General features: G+C 71.8%; 14 protein-coding genes. 7 read left to right on the top strand and 7 right to left on the bottom strand.

The features are described 5' to 3' along the window. Positions 1-2: 2 nt before the first annotated feature. The 4 genes from ADY59_RS27100 to ADY59_RS27085 are packed head-to-tail and all read right to left on the bottom strand — an operon-like array spanning position 3 to position 4,998. Entirely contained in the window at positions 3-845 is an 843-nt protein-coding gene (locus ADY59_RS27100) for a carbohydrate ABC transporter permease (protein WP_053175193.1), read from the bottom strand. Then, a complete protein-coding gene (locus ADY59_RS27095) occupies positions 842-1,723 on the bottom strand; it encodes a carbohydrate ABC transporter permease (RefSeq protein ID WP_049567383.1) in 882 nt (293 codons plus the stop codon). The genes ADY59_RS27100 and ADY59_RS27095 overlap by 4 nt, the downstream gene beginning before the upstream one ends. Beyond that, complete coding sequence (locus tag ADY59_RS27090; protein ID WP_049567382.1) at positions 1,723-3,087, bottom strand: extracellular solute-binding protein; 1,365 nt, start codon at positions 3,085-3,087, stop codon at positions 1,723-1,725. Before ADY59_RS27090 ends, ADY59_RS27095 begins: the two co-directional genes overlap by 1 nt. Positions 3,088-3,096: 9 nt before the next feature. Beyond that, positions 3,097-4,998, bottom strand: coding sequence for a glycoside hydrolase family 127 protein (locus ADY59_RS27085; protein WP_053175190.1), 1,902 nt, complete (start codon positions 4,996-4,998; stop codon positions 3,097-3,099). A gap of 84 nt (positions 4,999-5,082) precedes the next feature. Between ADY59_RS27085 and ADY59_RS27080 the strand changes: the two genes are divergently transcribed. From ADY59_RS27080 to ADY59_RS27055, 6 genes are all read left to right on the top strand, one after another. Continuing rightward, positions 5,083-6,102 (top strand): LacI family DNA-binding transcriptional regulator, encoded by a 1,020-nt coding sequence (locus ADY59_RS27080; protein WP_049567379.1) that lies wholly within the window; start codon positions 5,083-5,085, stop codon positions 6,100-6,102. A 187-nt stretch (positions 6,103-6,289) separates the two neighbouring features. Then, positions 6,290-7,669 carry a glycoside hydrolase family 43 protein gene (locus ADY59_RS27075; protein ID WP_049567375.1) on the top strand — a complete coding sequence of 460 codons (1,380 nt, stop codon included), beginning with the start codon at positions 6,290-6,292 and terminating at the stop codon, positions 7,667-7,669. Beyond that, the gene (locus ADY59_RS27070) at positions 7,666-10,923 is read left to right on the top strand and encodes a discoidin domain-containing protein (RefSeq protein ID WP_049567374.1); all 3,258 of its coding nucleotides are present in this window, start codon (positions 7,666-7,668) and stop codon (positions 10,921-10,923) included. Before ADY59_RS27075 ends, ADY59_RS27070 begins: the two co-directional genes overlap by 4 nt. Before the next feature lie 91 nt (positions 10,924-11,014). After that, positions 11,015-11,818, top strand: coding sequence for an alpha/beta fold hydrolase (locus tag ADY59_RS27065; protein WP_049567371.1), 804 nt, complete (start codon positions 11,015-11,017; stop codon positions 11,816-11,818). Between the two features lie 6 nt (positions 11,819-11,824). After that, on the top strand, positions 11,825-13,135 hold the full coding sequence (locus tag ADY59_RS27060) for a SpoIIE family protein phosphatase (RefSeq protein WP_049567368.1): 1,311 nt from the start codon (positions 11,825-11,827) through the stop codon (positions 13,133-13,135). Positions 13,136-13,254: 119 nt separating this feature from the next. Then, on the top strand, positions 13,255-16,152 hold the full coding sequence (locus ADY59_RS27055) for a M36 family metallopeptidase (RefSeq protein ID WP_231618909.1): 2,898 nt from the start codon (positions 13,255-13,257) through the stop codon (positions 16,150-16,152). Between the two features lie 31 nt (positions 16,153-16,183). Here ADY59_RS27055 and ADY59_RS27050 read toward each other — a convergent pair whose 3' ends face one another. The 3 genes from ADY59_RS27050 to ADY59_RS27040 are packed head-to-tail and all read right to left on the bottom strand — an operon-like array spanning position 16,184 to position 17,455. Next, on the bottom strand, positions 16,184-16,540 hold the full coding sequence (locus tag ADY59_RS27050) for an ArsC/Spx/MgsR family protein (RefSeq protein ID WP_049567365.1): 357 nt from the start codon (positions 16,538-16,540) through the stop codon (positions 16,184-16,186). An 8-nt stretch (positions 16,541-16,548) separates the two neighbouring features. Next, positions 16,549-16,938 carry a hypothetical protein gene (locus tag ADY59_RS27045; protein ID WP_049567364.1) on the bottom strand — a complete coding sequence of 130 codons (390 nt, stop codon included), beginning with the start codon at positions 16,936-16,938 and terminating at the stop codon, positions 16,549-16,551. A 16-nt stretch (positions 16,939-16,954) separates the two neighbouring features. Beyond that, entirely contained in the window at positions 16,955-17,455 is a 501-nt protein-coding gene (locus ADY59_RS27040) for a DUF2231 domain-containing protein (RefSeq protein WP_049567361.1), read from the bottom strand. Between the two features lie 98 nt (positions 17,456-17,553). On the opposite strand from ADY59_RS27040, the gene ADY59_RS27035 reads away from it, so the two are divergent. Next, a complete protein-coding gene (locus ADY59_RS27035) occupies positions 17,554-18,243 on the top strand; it encodes a helix-turn-helix transcriptional regulator (RefSeq protein WP_049567359.1) in 690 nt (229 codons plus the stop codon). Positions 18,244-18,447: the final 204 nt, after the last annotated feature.

Here is an 18,447-nt window from a genome sequence, read left to right as displayed (position 1 = left end):
TCTCAGTTCTTGATGCCGGTGAGCGTGACGCCCTCGATGAAGTAGCGCTGCAGGAAGAAGAACAGGGCGACGATCGGCGCGATGACGGCGGCCGAGGCGGCCATCAGGTAGCCCCACTGGGTGATGAAGACGCTCTGGAACGAGGCCAGCCCGAGAGAGAGCGTGTACTTGTCCTCGTCCTGCAGGTAGAGCAGCGGCCCGAGGAAGTCGTTCCACGTGCCGATGAACGTGAAGATCGTGACCACCACGATCGCGGGCCTGGACAGCGGCAGGACGATCGTCCAGTACACCCGCCACGGCGAGGCCCCGTCGATGTAGGCGGCCTCGTCCAGCTCGTACGGGATCGTCAGGAAGAACTGCCGCAGCAGGAACACGTTGAACACCCCGCCCCCGGCCCCGGCGAACCAGGCGGGCACGGTCAGCGGCAGGAACGTGTCGAGCGCGCCGAGCTCCTGCCACATGACGAACGTCGGGATGATCGTCACCGCGTACGGCAGCATCACGCCGCTCAGCAGCAGAGCGAACACCACGTTGCGCCCCCGCCAGCGCAGCCGGGCGAAGGCGAAGGCGGCGACCGTGCAGGTGAGCACGGTGCCGAGCACGCACACCACCGCGATGACCACGGTGTTGACCAGGTAGAGGCCGAACGGCTGCGCGGTCAGCGCCTCGCCGAAGTTCGACCACAGGAACGGCCGCGGGATCCACTCCGGCGGCGCGGCGAACATCTGCTCGTCGCTCATCAGCGCGCTGCGGACCAGCCATGCGAACGGCAGCAGCGTCGGGATCGCGCCGAGCGTCAGCGCCACGTACAGCAGCACCCTGCCGGACCGGCGCCGCCCCCTCACCGCGCCCCCGCCATCTCGTAGTAGACCCACCGGCGCGCGTTGCGGAACAACAGGAACGTCACCACCATGATGATCATGAAGAGGACCCAGGCGAGCGCGCTGGCGTAGCCCATCTCGCTCTCGGTGAAGGCCTTGCGGAACAGGTAGTAGACGTAGAAGAGCGTGGCGTGGTTCGGCCCGCCCTCGGTCATCACGTACGCCTGGTTGAACACCTGGAAGGTGCCCACGACGCCGACCACCAGGTTGTAGAAGATCGTCGGCGTCATCATCGGCAGCGTCACGTGCCAGAAACGCCGCCACGGCCCGCCGCCGTCGATGGAGACCGCCTCGTACAGGTGGCGCGGCACCCCCTGCAGCCCCGCCAGGAAGATCACCATGGTGTTGCCGAAGCCCCACGTGCTCATGACGATCAGCGACGGGACCGCCAGCCGCTCGCTGTGGACCCACTGCGAGGTCGGCAGCCCCGCCTCCCGCAGCAGCGAGTTGAGCAGCCCGAAGTCCGGGTTGAAGATCCAGATCCAGAGCACCACGTTGGCGATCGCCGGGACCAGCGTCGGCAGGTAGAAGATCGTCCGCCAGATCGCCAGCCCGCGCGCCCGCTGGTTGAGCAGCATGGCCACGGCGAAGCTGACGATCAGCGTGAGCGGCACGGCGCCGAGCGTGTAGTACGTCGTCACGCTCAGCGACTTCCAGAACAGCTCGTCCCCGGCCAGCTCGGCGTAGTTGTCCAGCCCGGTGAACGACGGGCTGCCGCCGATCTGCCAGTCGGTCAGGCTGAAGGCGAACGAGGCCAGCATCGGGCCCACGGTGAAGATCGCGAAGCCGAGGATCGCGGGCAGCGCCATGAGCCACCCCCAGCGCGTCTCCAGGCGGCGCATCAGAGCGCCTGCGTGTGGTGCCAGCCCTGCAGCATCCCGGTGATCCTGGGGGCGGCGGCCTTCAGGATCTCGCCCGCCGGGCGCTTGCCGCTCTCGATCTCCTGCAGCGCGGGGGTGAGCACGTCGGCGCTGATCGCCGCCAGGTTGCGCACCCGGTTGCGGAAGTCGGGGACGCCGTGGTCGCGCGCGTAGTCGACGACCGCGGTGCGGAACTCCGGCGGGTGCCCGGCGTTCTTCGTCCAGGAGTCGATGGCCGCCTGGTCCTCGTAGTACTTCTTCTCCTGGGGCATCCACAGCCCCTGCGCGAACAGGTCCACGTAGCGCGGGTCGTTGTGGAAGGCGAACAGCTCCACCGCCTCCTGCTCGTGCCCGGTCCCGGCGAACACCGACGTAGCCCCCGCGACCTGCGAGGCGGTGTACGGCTCGGCGTAGCGGGGGAGCACGCCGATGCCGTAGCCGGCCTTGCTCTCGTTCATGTCGAGCAGCGACCAGTGGCCGTCGACCACCATGGCCACCCGCTTGGTCTTGAGCAGGATGTTCGTGCCGGGCACGTCGTCGCCGGTGGCGGCCAGCTGGCCGGGGCCGGGCATCACCCGGTGCTCGTAGATGAGGTCCTGCAAGTTCTGGAACACCTCGACGGCCTCCGGGGCGTCGAGCAGGCACCGCCGGCCCGTCCCGTCGGCGAAGTCGCCGCCGTTGCCGCGCAGGAAGCCGTACCAGGCGGCGCCGTAGGTGATGCTGCTGGAGATGCCGAACTGCCTGACCTGCCCGGGGTCGAAACCCGATTCGTCCGGGTGCCTGCCGTTCTGGTCGACGGTCAGCTTGTAGGCGTTCTCCACCAGCTGGTCCCACGTCCAGGCGCTCGCGGCGGTGGCCGGCGGGGGCGCGATGCCGGCCTCGGCGATCGCGGCCTTGCTGTACCAGAGCAGCTCGATCTCGTTGGCGGTGGCGGTGCCGTGCATCTTGTCCGGCCCGTACCAGAGGTAGGCGTCCGGCAAATAGCCCGCTAATTGCGGATATTTCGTGAGATAGGGGAACAGGTTGACCAGCTTGCCCTGCTCGGCCAGCCGGAACGACATGGCCATCGGCACATAGCCCACGTGCGGCACCCGCCCCCCGGCCACCAGCGTGTTGAGCTTCACGTCGTACTCGTCGGGCGTGAACAGCGGCTCGACCTCGATGCCCGGGTTCCGCTCCGCGAACTGGCGGAGCATCTTCTCCACGGCCTTCTTCTCGAAGGCCGAGCCCCAGAACATGAACTGCAGCCGGGCGGCGGCCTCCGAACCGCCACCGCCCCCGCAGGCCGCCGCGGCGGCGCCGAGCGCGGCCAGGCCGCTCATCTTCAACAGGTCGCGTCGTTTCATGGCAGTTCCTTACGCGAGGGGGATCCAGACCCGCATCGCGCGGCCGTCGCGGTTGTCCCACTGGTGGTAGGGGATGGCCGTGGCGGTCACGCGGGCGCTGGTCGCGAGGGCTTCGGGAGGTTCGACGGTGTACGGCAGGCCGCCGGCGGGCTGCCTGACCGCGTACGCGGTGGTCTCGACGAGGACGGTGCGGCCGACGCCGTCCAGGTCGTCCTTGTCCAGCACGCGCAGTTCGGCGCCGGGGGACAGGGCCAGGTCGGCGACGTCCACCCCGGCGGGCTGGTCGGCCTGCTCGAAGCAGTAGACCAGCGGCCCGCGCTCGATCGCGGCACAACCTCTGAGCGCGTCGGCGCGGCGGTGCGGGTGGACGAGCCTGGGCGTCAGGTCCAGTTCCAGCTCGACCGTGTCGCCCGGCCGCCAGGCGCGCTCCAGCACCGCGTAGCCGCGCTCGTCGGGCTCGGCCGCCGCGCTCTCGCCGGCGACCGTGATCGTGGTGGCGGCGCTCCACGCGGGCACCCGCAGCGCCAGCGGCCACCGGCCGCCGGGGGCGCGGCGGACGGTGAAGGCGACCCGGCCGTCCCATGGGTAACCGGTCTCGACCTCCAGCGTCACCGGTCCCGACGTGATCGTGCCCGGCGCGTACTGATGGACGGCCAGGCCGCCGCCGGCCTCGGTGGCGAGGTAGCCGCCCAGGGAGGAGACCAGGCGCATGATGTTCGGCGGGCAGCAGGCGCAGGCGAACCACTCCCGCCGCCGGCCCGCGTACGCGCCCTCGACGTGGTCGTCGCGGCGCTGGAGCGGGTTGACGTAGAAGAAGCGGACGCCGTCGGCGGAGGTGGCGGCGGCGAAAGCGTTGTGCAGCGTGCGCTCGATCAGGTCGGCGTAGCGGCCGTGGCCGGTCGCCAGGAGCAGCCGCCAGTTCCAGTGCACGCTCGCGATGGCGGCGCAGCTCTCGTTGTAGGCGCGGTCCGGCGGCAGCTCGTAGCGGTCGCCGAACGCCTCGCCGGAGTGGCGGCTGCCCATGCCGCCGGTCAGGTGGGTCTTGGTCGCGGCCAGGTCCTCCCAGCGGCGCACCGAGCACTCCAGCAGCGACGCGTCGCCGGTCTCCAGGTAGGCGTCGACGATGCCCGACTCCAGGTAGAGCTGGCGCACCGCGTGCCCGGCGGCCGTCGTGGCCTCCCGTACGGGCAGGTGGTCCTGGGAGTAGACGACGCCGAGGCCGCTGTCGCGGACCCGGCCCCGGCCGCGCCCCTCGACGAGCGCCGTGGCGAGCTCCAGGTAGGAGCGTTCGCCGGTGAGGCGGTAGAGCTCCACCAGCGCGGTCTCCACCTCGGCGTGCCCGTCGATGCCCGGATGGCCGCCGTGCAGGAACACGGCCACCAGGTGGTCGGCGAAGCGGCGGGCCACGGCGAGGAGATCGGTTCCGGCGCCCGCCCGGGCGGCGGCGACCGCGGCCTGGAACAGGTGGCCGGCGCAGTACATCTCGTGGCTGTACTCCAGCTCGGCGAAAATCCTGTCCGGTTTGACCACCTGATAGTGGGAGTTCAGGTAGCCGTCGGGGCGCTGCGCCCTGGCCAGCACCCCGGCCGCCCGGTCGATGAACTCCCGGTACCCGGGCGCGGGCCGCCGGGCGTGCTCCCAGGCGACCGCTTCGAGCTGCTTGTACAGGTCGGAGTCCTGGAAGCGGTAGCCGCGGAACGTGCCGTCCGCCTCGCCGGCGGCCAGCCGCAGGTTCGGCAGGCTGCCCGCGCGCTCCATCTGCTCCAGGCCGAGCGGGATGCTCGCCTCGCGGTTGACGCGCTGCCGGAGGCCGAACGGCCCGCCGGTGATCTCGACATCGTGGATGGCCAGGGGCCGCTGCACGGCCCGCGATTCGGCGGTCGGCACGGCGGGGCCGCAGACCTGTTCCATCGCGCTCCTCGGAAGCGGGAATAGGTTTTCCTAACCGCACAGTAAGATGTAACACAGCACTGGTCAATGCCTTAGAGTGAGCCGGTGAGCGATGAAGGAAACGGTTTGCCCAAACCGGTGACGATCCGCGACGTGGCGGCGGCGGCGGGCGTGTCGGTCGGCACCGCGTCCAAGGCGCTCAACGGGCGCGGGAAGCTGCGCGAGGAGACCAGGGGCCGGGTGATGGCCGCCGCCGAGCGCCTGGGGTTCCGGCCCAACTCGCTGGCCAGGCAGCTCCTGGCCGGCCGCACCTTCACCGTCGGGCTGGTCACCAGCGACAGCTTCGGCCGCTTCAGCATCCCCGTCATGCTCGGCGCCGAGGACGCGCTGGGCGCCGGGCAGATCTCGGTCTTCATGTGCGACGGGCGCGACGATCCCATCAGGGAGCGCCACTACATCGAGCGGCTGCTGGCCAGGCGCGTCGAGGGCATCATCGTCACCGGCCGCCGCACCGAGCCGCGGCCCGGCGTCGGCGCCCTGCCGGTGCCGGTCGTCTACGCCATGACCCGCTCGGCCGACGCCGCCGACCTCTCGGTCATCCCCGACGACCACGGCGGCAGCGTGCTGGCCGTGCGGCACCTGCTGGCCCTGGGCAGGACGCGGATCGGGCACATCACCGGCCCCCGGCGGTTCGAGGCGGCCCGGCTGCGCGCCGAGGGCTGGGCCGCCGCGCTCGCCGAGGCCGGGGCGGAGCCGGCGGGGGAGCCGCTGTTCGGCGAATGGTCGGAGGAGTGGGGACGGCAGGCCGCGGGCATCCTGCTGCGCGCCGTGCCCGGCGTGGACGCGGTCTTCTGCGGCAGCGACCAGATCGCCAGGGGCGTCGCCGAGACGCTCAGGGAGCGCGGCCGGCGCATCCCGGGCGACGTGGCGCTCGTCGGCTTCGACAACTGGGAGCCCATGGCGCTGGGCTGCCGCCCGCCGCTCACCACCGTCGACCCGAACCTCGGCGAGATCGGCCGCGTCGCGGCGACGCACCTGCTCGACGTGATCGGCGGCGCGCCGCACAGGGGCGGCGTGCGCACGGTGCCGTGCGGGCTGGTGCTGCGCGAGTCGACCCGGGCGTGACTTCATCGAAACCCTTTTCGTGATCCCGGCCTAGAACGTAAACCGGGTGCGGCGACCTGGCAAGCACAGGGGCCCATTGACAAGGGCTGGGATCCGATCTACGTTCCCGAAAACCTTTCAATTCAGCGTGCTCGGAAAGGAGCTGGACGGGCCCGGAGATGTTAGCGCTAACACCAGGAGTTCCGACATGACACGATGGCCGGCAGCTCTCGCCGCCGCGCTTCTGCTCATCCTCGCCACCGCGCCGCCCGCGGCGGCCGGGGCCCCGATCACCACCGCCCTCTACACCGCCGACCCGGCAGCCCTCGTCGTCGGCGACACCCTGTACGTCTACACCGGCCACGACGAGGCACCGCCCGGCGGCACGAACTTCGTCATGCGCGACTGGCACGTGTTCACCTCCGGCGACGCCGCCACCTTCACCGACCGGGGCGCCCGGCTGTCGACCGGCACGTTCCCCTGGGCGAGCGCCGACGCCTGGGCGAGCGAGGTCGAGCGCGGCCCCGACGGCCGCTACTACTGGTACGTGTCCGTCAACGGCGACGGCCCCGGCTGGATGAACATCGGCGTGGCCGTCGGCGACAGCCCGCTCGGGCCGTTCACCGACGCCAAGGGCGGCCCGCTGATCAGCGACAGCACCCCCGGCAGCTCGCCGCTCAACATCGACCCGACCGTGTTCACCGACGACGACGGCCAGGTCTACCTCTACTGGGGCTCCTACTACGGGCTGCGCGCCGCCAAGCTCAACCCGGACATGACCTCGCTCAACGGCCCGGTGATCACGCCGAGCGGGGTGTCGAACTTCTGGGAGGCGCCCTGGATGTTCAAGCGGAACGGCGTCTACTACCTGGCCTACGCGGCCAACGACGCCGGCTGCTCGGCGCCCGGCTACGCGTGCGTCCGCTACGCCACCGCGAGCAATCCGCTCGGGCCGTGGACGCACCGGGGCGTGGTGCTGGACCAGGTCTCCTCGACGACGAACCACCCGGCGATCGTCGAGTTCAAGGGGCAGTGGTACATGGTCTACCACAACGCCGCCGCGCCGGGCGGAGGCGACTTCCGCCGCTCGGTGACCATCGACAAGCTGTACTTCAACGCCGACGGCACCATGCGCAAGGTCGTCCAGACCGGCGGCAACGACGCCAACCTGGCGCTCAGCGCGACCCCGTACACCTCCTACGTCTCGCCCTGGGAGACGCTCGGCGCGATCAACGACGGGCACACCCCGGCGAACTCGGCCGACCACAGCCACGGCGCCTACGGCAACTGGAACCGCCAGGGCACCGAGTGGATCGAGTATCGGTGGCCGTCGGCGCGCGGCGTCGGCAGCGTGGCCGCCTACTGGTTCGACGACGACCTGGGCATCGACCTGCCCGCCTCCTGCCGCGTGCAGTACTGGAACGGTGGCGCGTACGTGGACGTCCCCGGGCAGTCGCCGTGCGGCGTGGCCGCCGGCGCCTTCAACGTCGTCACGTTCCCGCAGGTCAGCACCACCCGGCTGCGGCTGACCATGACCTCCCGGCCGGGATACTCGACCGGCGTCCTGGAGTGGAGGGCCTTACCGTGACCCGAGTCCTCACCGCGCTGCTGCTCGTCGCCGCCCTCCTCGCCGGGGGCGCGCCCGCGCACGCCGACCAGACCATCGGCTTCCCGTCGTTCACCGGCCCGGCGATCCCCGCGCCGCCCGTGGCCTACCGGGCCGGCGGCATGATGCGGGCGATCTACGACGCCGAGAGCTCCGGCACCGACTTCTGGATGGACCGGCTGCTCGCCCGCACCGGCGACGACCCGGCCGGGCCGTGGCTGATGTCACGCGGCCGGGCCCTGTTCATGAAGACGCACACCCCCGGCACGCTCGGCTTCGCCGGGCAGGTGGCGTACTGGGAGAGCATCAGCGACGCCGCCGCCTACACCGTCGCGCTCAGCCCCGGCACGTTCACCGAGCAGGTGAGCGCCCGCAGGCAGACGCCCAGCCACTGGGCGAGCACCCACACCTCGGGCGCCGTGCGGGTGAACCAGACGAAGTTCATCACCCACAACAACGTCGCCGTGACGAACCTGGCCATCACCAACACCGGGTCCGGCTCCACCACCCTGCAACTGCGGGTGACCTCGCCGTACGCCACCTCCGGCAGCGGCGGCGAGCTGACCGGGCAGGTGAACGCCCGCAACAACCTCACCACCCTGTACCCGAGGCTCACCGGCGACGACTTCACCGCCTCCGGCGGCGCGCTGAACCGGTCCGTCACGGTCGCGGCGGGCGCCACGGCGACGGTCAAGGTCGTGATGGGCTTCGTCACGAACGAGATCCCCGAGTCGCGCGCCGAGTACGACGCCTACGCCGGCTACCCGGCGGCCACGGCGTTCGCCACGCACGTGCGCGCCTACAACCGGTGGTGGGCCGACAACGTGCCCTACATCGACGTGCCCGAGCCGGGCATCAAGAAGAACATCTACTACCGCTGGTGGCTGATGCGCTTCAACCACCTCGACGCCGACATCCCCGGGCAGACGTTCCAGTTCCCCACCTCGATGGAGGGCGTGCTGGGCTACAACAACGCGATCGCGCTCACCCAGCCGATGCACATCGACGACCTGAAGTATCTGCGCGACCCGAGCTACGCCTACGGCAACTGGCTCAGCACCGGCCAGACCTCCAGGAACGGCCGCTTCATGGACAACCCGGGTGACCCGGAGAACTGGTCGAACAGCTACACCCAGTACATCGGCGAGGCGGCCTGGCGCAGCTACCAGATCCACGGCGGCCAGCCCGGCATCGCCGCCAACCTCGCCCGCTACGCCGAACAGGACGTCAAGGGCCAGCTCGCGCACTACGACACCGACGGCAACAAGCTCATCGAGTACGACTGGGGCGCGCTGACCGGCAACGACGCCGACGCCGTCTCCTTCCACTGGAAGCCCGGCCGGATGGACCGCGCCGAGTCCGCCTACCAGTACAGCGGCGCGCTGGCCGCCGCCGAGGCCTACGCGGCGATCGGCAACACGGCCAAGGCCGCCGAGATGAACACGCTGGCCACGCAGATCAGGAACGCGATCACCGGCGTGCTGTGGAACCCGGGCAGGCAGCTGTTCGAGCACCGGCTCAAGTCGACGAACGAGTGGGTGCCCTGGAAGGAGATCAACAACTACTACCCGTTCGCCGTCGGCGCGATCCCGAACACCGCTGCCTACCGGCAGGCGCTGCGCCTGTTCGACGACCCGGCGCACTACCCGATCTTCCCGTTCTACACCGCCAACCAGGTCGACAAGGCCGCCGCGGCCGATGCCGGGAACCCCGGGTCGAACAACTTCTCCACGATCAACTCCACCGTCCAGTTCCGCCTCTACTCCAAGGTGCTGCGCGACTACCCCAACGAGTGGATGACCGCCACCGACTACAAGAAGCTGCTCTACTGGAACGCCTGGGCGCAGTACGTCGGCGGCGACACGCGCTGGCCCGACGCCAACGAGTTCTGGGCCAACTGGAACGGCTCGTCCATCACCTACCGCTCCTGGATCCACCACAACATCCTCGGCAGCGGCAACTGGACCGTCATCGAGGACGTCGCCGGGCTGCGGCCGCGCGGCGACGCCAAGGTCGAGCTGTCGCCGATCGGCATCGGCTGGAGCCACTTCGCCGTCGACGACGTGCGCTACCGGGGCGCCGACCTGACCATCGTCTGGGACGACCCGGCCGACGGCGTCGTGCGCTACCCCGGCGTGCCCGAGGGCTACTCGATCTACGTCAACGGCACCCGCGCCGCCACCGTCTCGTCCCTGGTGCCCTTCACCTGGGACCCCGCCACCGGCGCCGTCACCACCGGCGGCACCGGCGGCACCGTCACCCACCACGTGGCCGTGCCCGGCCTGCGCGCCCCCGCCCAGGTGGCGCACACCGGCGCCCGCATGGTGGACCTGCTCGCCAAGGCCGGCGTCGACCTGACCGCCGACCTGGCCAACCTCGCCGCCGGCGCCACCGCGACGGCCTCGCACACCGGCTCGGGCAGCGCCGTCCCCGGCGCCGTCGACGGCTACCCGATCAACGAGCCGTTCTGGGGCGCGGGCGGCTCCCCGAACGGCCAGGACTGGTACGAGCTGAACTTCGGCACGGCCAGGACGTTCAACGAGGCCAGGCTCCACTTCAAGGACAGCCGCCCGGCGAGCGGCACCTACCGGGCGCCGGCCTCGTACACGATCCAGTACCAGGACGGCGGGTCGTGGGTGAACGTGCCCGGCCAGGTCAAGGCCCCCGCCACGCCCCGGGCCAACTACAACCTGGTCACCTTCCCGGCCGTGACCGCGCAGCGGATGCGCGTGCTGGCCACCCACGCCTCCGGGGCGAAGACCGGGCTCACCGAGATCAAGGTGCACAACCGGGGCGGCGTCCAGCCGCCCGCCAACCAGGCCGCCTCCGCGACCGCGACCGCGTCGTACACCTCGCCGTGGGAGAGCGTCGCGGCCGTCAACGACGGCGTCGACCCGCCGTCGTCGAACGACACCGTCAACCCGCGCTGGGGCTGCTGGCCCGAGACCGGCCAGCAGTGGGTGGACCTCACCTGGTCCGCCGCCCGCACCCTCAACCGGGCCCAGGTGTACTTCTTCGACGACGACCAGGGCATCGACCTGCCCGCTTCGTGGAAACTGCAGTACTGGAACGGCAGCGCGTACGTGGACGTGCCCGGCGCGAGCGCGTACACCCTGGCCAGGAACCAGTACAACTCGGTCACCTTCGCCGCCACGAGCACCACGCGGCTGCGCGTGCTGCTCACCGGCAGCGGCAGCTACTCCGTCGGCCTGCTGGAGGTGAAGGCGTACGGGTGACGGCATGACGAAGCCTCGCTGACCAGCCGCAGCGAGGCTTCGGCCGCCGCCGCTCCACGGCTCTGACATGCGCAGATGCGATAATTCCTGTATGGATGTGCGGAGCCGGAACAATGTCCGGGTCATCGGGCCGGAAGGCGGGCGGGCGGTCATGCTCGCCCACGGTTTCGGGTGCGACCAGAACCTGTGGCGGCTGGTCGCGCCCGTCCTCGCCGAGGAGTTCCGGGTGGTGCTGTTCGACTACGTCGGCTCCGGCCGCTCCGACGTGTCCGCCTGGCGCGAGGAACGGTATGCCACCCTCGACGGCTACGCCGGCGACGTCCTCGACATCTGCCGCGATCTCGACCTGCGCGACCTGGTGTTCGTGGGCCACTCGGTCAGTGCCATGGTCGGGGTGATGAGCGCGGCCCGCGAGCCCGGCCGGTTCGCCGGCCTGGTGCTGCTCGTCCCCTCGCCCCGCTACATCGACGACGAGGGCTACCGGGGCGGGTTCAGCGAACAGGACATCGACGAGCTGCTCGCCTCCCTGGAGGCCAACTACCTGGGCTGGTCGGCCACCATGGCGCCGCTGATCATGGGCAACCCGGACCGGCCGGAGCTGGGGGAGGAGCTGACCAACAGCTTCTGCCGGACCGACCCGAACATCGCCCGGGTGTTCGCGCGCACCACGTTCCTCGCCGACAGCCGCGCCGACCTGGCCACCGTCCGGGTGCCGACGCTGATCCTGGAGTGCGCCGAGGACATGATCGCCCCGCGCGAGGTGGGCGCGTACGTGCATCACGCGATCCCGGGCAGCCGGCTCGTCACGCTGGCGGCCACCGGCCACTGCCCGCAGCTCAGCGCCCCGGAGGCCACCGCCGGCGCCATCGCCGCCTTCGCCCGTGAAGGCGTGTGAGGCGGTGTGAGGGCGGGGGACCACCGGGACGAGCCGGAGTTCGCGGCGCTGCTGGAGGACAACCCCGCGGACCTGTACGAGAACGCCCCCTGCGGCTATGTGTCCACGCTGATGGACGGCCGGATCGTCAAGATCAACCGAACGCTGCTGACCTGGCTCGGCCGCGCCCGCGACGAGGTCGTGGGCCGGATGCGCTTCGCCGACCTGCTCACCGTCGGCGGCAAGCTCTACCACGAGACCCATTTCGCCCCGCTGCTGCGCATGCAGGGCGAGATCGGCGGCATCGCCCTGGAGCTCAGGACCGCCGCCGGGGCGCGGCTGCCGGTCCTGGTGACCTCCAAGGTCAGGGCCGGCGCCGACGGCCGGCCGTTGCTGATCCGCAGCACCGTCTTCGACGCGGGCGACCGGCGCGCGTACGAGATCGAGCTGCTGCGCGCACGCGAAGCGGCCGAGGCCGCCCGCGCCGCCGCCGACCGGGCGCGCGAGGACGCCCAGCAGGAGCGCCGGCGGCTGCAGGAGGTGCTCGCCACGCTCCGGCGCAGCTTGCTGCCGCCCGCGCTGCCGGACGTGCCGGGGCTGGCGGTCGCCGCTCACTACCACACGGCCTCGCCCGACGACCTGGGCGGCGACTTCTACGACCTCTATCCGCTGGGGGACGGGCGCTGGGGGTTCTTCCTCGGCGACGTGAGCGGTCACGGGCCCGGCGCCGCGGCCGTCGCCTCCCTGGCCCGCTACACGCTGCGGGCCGCCGCCCTGCACGACTCCGATCCCGCCAGCCTGCTGGCCATCCTCAACACCGCGATGTACGAGGGCCAGGCCGGTGAGGAAACCCACTACTGCACGATCATCACGGGTGTGCTCACGCGGGCCGGTGACGGGTTCGCGGTCACGTTCGCCAGCGGCGGTCACCCTCCGCCGGTCATGCTGCGTGCCGGGGGCGGGGCTGACTACCTGCCGACGACCGGCGGCGTGCTCATCGGCCTGCTGCCCGAGGCGCCCTCGGTCACGGTGGTCGCCGAGCTGCGGCCCGGCGACACGCTGCTGCTCTACACCGACGGGCTGATCGAGGCGCGCACCCACGAAAGCACAGACGGGGGCACAGACGGGCATTCGGACGACGAGGGCCGTTACGGGGACCAGGCCCTGCTCACCTTCGCCGGGCACCTCGCGCCGGCGACGCCCGGCGGCGTCATCGGCGCGATGGCCGCGCTGCTGGACGAGCTGGGAGAGGGGCTCGACGACGACGCCGCGCTGCTGGCCCTGGGGGTGACACCGGACGCGGGGACGACCGGTGCGGGCCGCCGCCCCGGCCGCTGACGGTCCCCCTATACGCCGATATCTCGGCCTTTACAAGATCTTGTCACGCAATAGAACCGGTGTTACCTCTTGCGAAGGCGCGTGTCATACGCGTCCCCACGGCGTGCAGGAGGACAACGGTGTCAGCTAGACCCTGGTTACGCAGCACATTTCTGGTCGTCGCCCTCACGGCCTCGGCCCTGCCCCTGGCCGGTGCCGCGCAAGGCGAGCCCGGCGGGCAGGCCGTCGAGGTCCATGATTTCCAAGGCGAGAACCACGGCAAGCCCGACCTGGACAACAGGCGGGGCACGGTCCCGCCGCCCGCCGGGGTGGCCCGCAGCGCGCCGGCGGGGCAGGTCCGCTGGAACGCGCTCGGCACCCCGGCCGTCGTGACCGCCGCGGAGCCGCTCGCCGAAGGACTCGGCGCGGATCCCGAACAGGCCGCGCGCGCGTACCTGAAGGCCAACGAGACGCTCTTCGGGCTGTCCGGCGCGTCCGTCGACGCGCTGGAACGGGTCGCGGTCAACCCCATCGGGGAAGGCCACGCCGTGCTGCTGCGGCAGCGCTTCGGCGACCTGCCCGCCGGGGTCGACGGCCTGGTGGCCGTCGGCGTGGCGGACGGGAAGGTCCGGCACGTCACCTCGTCGCTGTCACGCGACACGGCGGCGCCGCCCGCCGCGGCGATCAGCGAGCAGCAGGCGCTGGAGATCGCCGCCAGGGACGGCGGCATCGACCTGGCCTCGGCCACCACCAAGCAGGTCACCGCGGTGGCCGTCCCGGCGGCCGACGGCGTGCACAGCGCCTACCAGGTCGTCCTGATCGGCGGCGGCCAGGAGGAAGCCGCCGCCTACACCACGCACGTGGACGCCGTCAGCGGCGCCATCCTCGTCAGGGAGAACCTGGTCGACCACCACTTCGACCCGGACAACCCGCAGTGGGCGGCCTTCCCGGCCAACCCGCCCGCCGACTACTCCTCGGCCGACACGCGCGACATCTGGTGCCACGCGGCCGGCCCCGGCTGCGATTACGTCGTCGGCGGCGACCCGGCCACCGGCAAGGCGTGGGACGTCGACCACGCCACCGGCACGCCCACGAACACCAGCAAGGGCAACGCGGCCCACACCTTCGAGAACCGGGCCAGCGGCGACCCGTTCACCGTCGGCACCCGGTCCAACGTGGCCACGCCCAGCCGCGACTACGTCTACCCGTGGCGCAACACCTGGTACGAGGCCAAGTGCGACCCGGCCGTGTTCGACCAGCCGGGCGAGAACGACCTCGAGGCGTCGATCGCCAACCTGCACGCCATGCACAACCGCATGCACGACTGGTCCTACCGGCTCGGCTTCACCGAGGGCGCGTGGAACATGCAGGACGACAACGGCGACCGGGGCGGCCTCGGCGACGACCTCGAGCAGGGCAACGCCCAGGCCGGCGCCCGCGTCCTGAGCGTGCGCGACAACGCCAACCAGATCACCGGCCCCGACGGGGTCGCGCCGATCACCAACATGTACCTGTGGCAGCCGATCGCCGGCGCCTTCTACGCGCCCTGCGTGGACGGCGACTACGACATGTCGGTCATCGGGCACGAATACAGCCACGCGATCTCCGGCCGCATGATCGGCGGCCCGAACGCCGGCTGGAGCGGCGCCCAGGCCGGCGCCATGAACGAGAGCACCTCCGACCTGATCGCGATGGAGTACCTGTTCGAGTACGGGTTCCGCCCGCGCGGCGACACCCCGTACGTCACCGGCGGGTACGTCACCGGCGACGCCACGCGCGGCATCCGCAACTACGACATGTCCAGGTCGCCGCTCAACTACAGCGACATCGCCTACGACATCGTCGGCCAGCAGGTGCACGCCGACGGCGAGATCTGGACGGCGACCCAGTACGACGTGCGCGCCGCGTTCGTCAAGCGGTACGGCAAGGGCACCGCCAGGCAGCAGCAGGCGTGCGCCGACGGCCGCACCCCGGTCGAGCGGTGCCCGGGCAACCGGCGCTGGGCGCAGGTGTCGTTCGACGCGCTGCTGCTCATGGCCTCCGGCGCGGTCAGCTACGTCGACCACCGCGACGCCCTGCTCGCCGCCGACGCCATCCGGTTCGGCGGCAAGAACCAGGACATCATGTGGCGCGCGTTCGCCGAGCACGGCCTGGGCGAGGGCGCGGCCAGCAACGGCTCCAACGACCCCGACCCGGTCCCCAGCTTCGTCGACCCCGAAGGCAAGAACGGCTCCCTGCGGCTCAAGCCGCTCGGCGAGGCGAAGGACGCGGCGCTGCGGCTCTACGTCGGCGACTACGAGGCCCGCGCGGTCCCCGTCGCCGACACCGACCCGGCCACGGACCTGGGCGACACCGTCAAGATGACGCCCGGCGTCTACGACTTCGTGGTGGCCGGCGACGGGTTCGGGCACAGGCGGCTGAAGTTCGTCGTGATCGGCGGCGTGACGCTCCCGCTCCCGCTGCCGCTGACCCGCAACCACGCCTCGGCGACCGCCGGCGCGGCCGCCACCGGCGACGGCGTCAACCAGGCCAGGCTGATCGACGACACCGAGGCGACGAACTGGGCCTCGCTCACCGGCGCGCCGGCGGGCAAGTCGGTCACCGTGGACCTGGCGGGCGACGACCCCGTCAAGATCCGCCGCGTCCAGGTGAGCGCGATGCTCAGGCCCAACGTCGGCGACCCGGCCGACCCGGGCGGCCAGAACCGGTTCTCCGCGCTGCGCTCCTTCGAGGTGCTCGCCTGCCAGCAGGACTGCGCGGACCCGGCCAGTTTCAAGAAGATCTACACCAGTGACGCGGACGCGTTCCAGACCTCGCTGCCGCGTCCCCGGGGCGCCGACCTGCTCATCGAGTCGTTCCGGGTGCCCACCACGTCGGCGACCCACCTGATGCTCCGCACGCTCACCACCCAGTGCACCGGCAACCCGCTCTACGCCGGCGAGCAGGACGCCGATCCCAACTCCGCGACGGACTGCGCCACGGCCAGCCCGCAGCGCGACCAGGTACGGGCCGCCGAGTTCCAGGCGTTCTCGTACTAGACCGTCCATGGGGTGAGGCTCCTCGCGGGCCTCACCCCAGCACGGACCGCACCGCCTCCTCGGTGCGCGCGATCACCGTCGGCCCGTCCTCGGCCGTGATGATCGGCCGCTGGATGAGGATCGGGTTGGCGGCCAGCGCCGCGACCCAGCGGTCGCGGCCGCCGGCGTCGCGCGGCCAGCGGTCCATGCCGAGCTCCGCCGCCCTGGGCTCTTCGGTTCGGGTGATGTCCCACGGCTCCAGGCCCAGCCTGAACAGCACCTGGCGGATCTCGCTCTCCGTCGGCGGGTCGTCCAGGTAGCGGCGCACGGTGTACGCGGCCCGCTCCGCGTCCAGGACCGACAGCGCGGAACGGCACTTGGAGCACGCGGGGTTGATCCAGATCTCCATGGACCGCATCATCCCCCGGCCGAGGCCACGGCGGTGAGCAGGACGAGCACCAGCGTGGCGACCGCGAGCAGGCCGTGCCCCACGACCACGGCGACCGGGATGCCCGCCTCGGGCGCGGCGGTGCGGCGCGCCGGGATCCAGCGGGCCAGCAGGACGAAGCCCAGCAGCGCGACCGGGACCAGGATGACCAGCGCCGCCCAGGCCAGCGCCGGGGCGCCGGTCACCAGGTACGCGATCCAGACGACCAGACCGGCCGCGGCGAGCAGGAAGTGCCCCGAGACGACCGGCACCGGGAACCGGCCGGACGCGCCGTCGCGGCGGCGCGAGAGCCAGACGCCCAGCATGAACAACCCGCCGAGCGCGGTGACGATCCAGGTGACGAGCGCTGTGGTGCCCATGGTGTACTCCTTCTCCTCACGATCGCTGGAAGCCGCCGGCCTGCGTGGCCTCGTCGGCCACCCGGACGCCGTACCGGTAGGCGAGCCTGCCGCCCAGGGCCCCCGACACCGCCAGCACGGCCAGCCCGGCCGCCGACAGGGCGAGCTGACCCGCGCCCACCGGCCCGCCCGGGGCGCGCCACGCCCACGCCGCCCCGAACAGGGCGGTGACGGCCAGGTTGAGCCCCAGGTGCGCCACCGCCGTGCGGAACGCCGCCGTGCCGGGCTCGATGCCCAGGAAGTCGAGGAACCCGAACGCGGCCGCCGCCACCGCGCCGATCACGCCGATCGCGATCAGCCAGAGCGCCCCCTTCGCCAGGAACCCCGCGTCACCCACCACGAGCGACGCCAGGTCGAAGACCAGGCTCGCCACCCAGGCGCCGATCGGCACGGTCACCAGCATCGGATGCAGCGGATGCCCGTACGGCCCCGCGAGCGGCGTAGAAGGACGCTTGGCCCGCAACAGCGGACTGGACATGGCCCACCTCCTATTTCACCAATGAGTTTTAGTGAAACTCGCCTCAGCCGTCAATAGCAGGAGATTCGACGTACCCGAATGGGTGTTATTCTCGGAATGTGAGCCAACCCGCGCTTGACGCCGTCGCGGCGCTCGGCGACGACCTGCGCCGCCGCATGTACGACTTCATCCGCCGCGCCGCCGCGCCCGTGACCCGCGACGAGGCCGCCGCCAGCGTCGGCATCTCCCGCAAGCTCGCCGCCTTCCACCTCGACAAGCTCGTCGACGTCGGCCTGCTCACCGCCCGCTACGCGCAGCCGCCGGGCGCCCGCCGCGTCGGCCGCGCCCCCAAGGTCTACGAGCCCGCCGGCCTCGACGTGCGGGTCAGCATCCCGCAGCGCGAGCACGGCCTGCTCGCCGCCATCCTCCTGGAGGCCGTACGGGCCCAGGCCCCCGGGGAGTCCGGCCGCGACGCCGCGCTCCGCGTCGCCGGCCTGCGCGGCCGCGCCCTCGGCGAGGCCGAACGCGACCGGCTCAAACCCGGGCGGCTCGGTGCCGAACGGGCGCTGACCTGCGCCGGGCAGACCCTCGAAGGCCACGGCTTCGAGCCGGAGCGCGTCACCCCGACGCTCGTGCGGCTGCGCAACTGCCCGTTCCACCCGCTGGCCGCCGAAGATCCCGACCTGGTGTGCGCGATCAACCACGCGTTCCTGGCCGCGTTCCTCGACGGCCTCGGCGCCGCCGCCGTCGACGCCGCCCTGCGCCCCCGCGAGGGCGCCTGCTGCGTCGAACTCGGCACACCGGACTGACGGCCGGGCCTGTCGGCGGGGGTTCGCGCCGCCTCCGGGCCCGGGTTGGGTAGGTTGGCCCGTCATGCAGGTACGCCCGAGTCCCGCCCCGCCCGCCCTCGTCCCCGCCCTGACGGCGGCCGTCCTCATGGCCGTCGTCGCGGGCTGCGGCGACGAGCCCCGCACGGCGCTGCCGGCCGACCCGCCACCGGCCTCCTCGGCGGC

This window comes from Nonomuraea sp. SBT364, assembly GCF_001083785.1.
Taxonomy (GTDB): Bacteria; Actinomycetota; Actinomycetes; order Streptosporangiales; family Streptosporangiaceae; genus Nonomuraea.
Note: the sequence above shows the minus strand (reverse complement) of the source record. Positions and strands in the feature narration are given on the sequence as shown.

Excerpts from the sequence above, each read along its gene's own strand:
- ADY59_RS27095 (WP_049567383.1), bottom strand. The coding sequence starts at position 1,723 with ATGCGCCGCCTGGAGACGCGCTGGGGGTGGCTCATGGCGCTGCCCGCG.
- ADY59_RS27090 (WP_049567382.1), bottom strand. The coding sequence starts at position 3,087 with ATGAAACGACGCGACCTGTTGAAGATGAGCGGCCTGGCCGCGCTCGGC.
- ADY59_RS27085 (WP_053175190.1), bottom strand. The coding sequence starts at position 4,998 with ATGGAACAGGTCTGCGGCCCCGCCGTGCCGACCGCCGAATCGCGGGCC.
- ADY59_RS27075 (WP_049567375.1), top strand. The coding sequence starts at position 6,290 with ATGACACGATGGCCGGCAGCTCTCGCCGCCGCGCTTCTGCTCATCCTC.
- ADY59_RS27065 (WP_049567371.1), top strand. The coding sequence starts at position 11,015 with ATGGATGTGCGGAGCCGGAACAATGTCCGGGTCATCGGGCCGGAAGGC.
- ADY59_RS27050 (WP_049567365.1), bottom strand. The coding sequence starts at position 16,540 with ATGGAGATCTGGATCAACCCCGCGTGCTCCAAGTGCCGTTCCGCGCTG.
- ADY59_RS27045 (WP_049567364.1), bottom strand. The coding sequence starts at position 16,938 with ATGGGCACCACAGCGCTCGTCACCTGGATCGTCACCGCGCTCGGCGGG.
- ADY59_RS27040 (WP_049567361.1), bottom strand. The coding sequence starts at position 17,455 with ATGTCCAGTCCGCTGTTGCGGGCCAAGCGTCCTTCTACGCCGCTCGCG.